This is a genomic window from Burkholderia sp. MR1-5-21, assembly GCF_053427715.1.
Genome location: NZ_JBSAXD010000097.1, coordinates 1 through 904 on the forward strand (window position 1 = coordinate 1; position 904 = coordinate 904).

Annotated in this window: 1 pseudogene; it reads right to left on the bottom strand. The window is 59.0% G+C overall.

Going from position 1 to position 904, the window contains the following annotated elements:
• Positions 1 to 904: pseudogene (locus ACV229_RS40545) on the bottom strand (filamentous hemagglutinin); the annotation flags it as partial.

Consider the following 904-nt stretch of genomic DNA (forward strand, 5'->3'; position numbering starts at 1 on the left):
TTTCGTGTAGCTCGTCAGTCGGGGATCCGTGACGACCAGATAGGCTTGGTCCGGCACAGGATGAATTGAGTACATGCCGCTTTTCGGCAATGTGATCGACAATTCTCCGGTTGTGCTCGCAACCGATTGCAGTGCGGGAACTGTCGTCGTTCCGCTTGCCGTGTTGACTTGGGTGAGATTGCCGCCCGACACGCCTTGATTGGCTGCGTTGTTGCCGAGTGTCCCCCCCGTCGCACCGGTCGCGGAATTTTGTGCTGCGACGTTCTCGTTGTTGACGTTCTGCGCGTCGATCGACACCGACTGGTTCGCAATGATCGTGCCGCCCGTTCCGCCGATGGCGATCGGCGCATGAACAACGGGCGGTTGGGCGATCGTGCCTCGATCCCGCGTCGTGTCTATGTTCCACGCATACATCGATGTAATGTCGTCGCGCTGATGCTGATACAGCGTCTGGCCGACGTTGTTGACGACCGTGCCGCCATAGCTCCCGCTGCCGACGGAACCGCTTTGCTGCGTACTGCCGATCTGGATCGACTTGCCGGCCGTGATCGCACTGTAGTTGTTGTTAACCGCCCCGACGTTCGCCATGGTGATACTGCCGACAGCCACAAGTTGCGCTTGCTGCGCTTGACTTGCCACCTTGTCTTGCTGAATCGTGGAGGTCGTATCACGCCAGATTTCGACACGCTGATAGCCCTTATGGCCGTCGCTGCGCGTCGCGTATTCCGTATCAGGCGCGTAGTTGACGCGCGGATCGTAGCCGGCCCAATAGACTGCCGTCACGGTGCCGTTTCCGTTATCCGTCAGCGTGTTGTAGTACAGCGTTTTCTGCTGCCCGTTGACGTTCACGACCAGTACGCGGTCGACGGCATTCGTGCCGTTCGATTCGGACACGATATCGCTT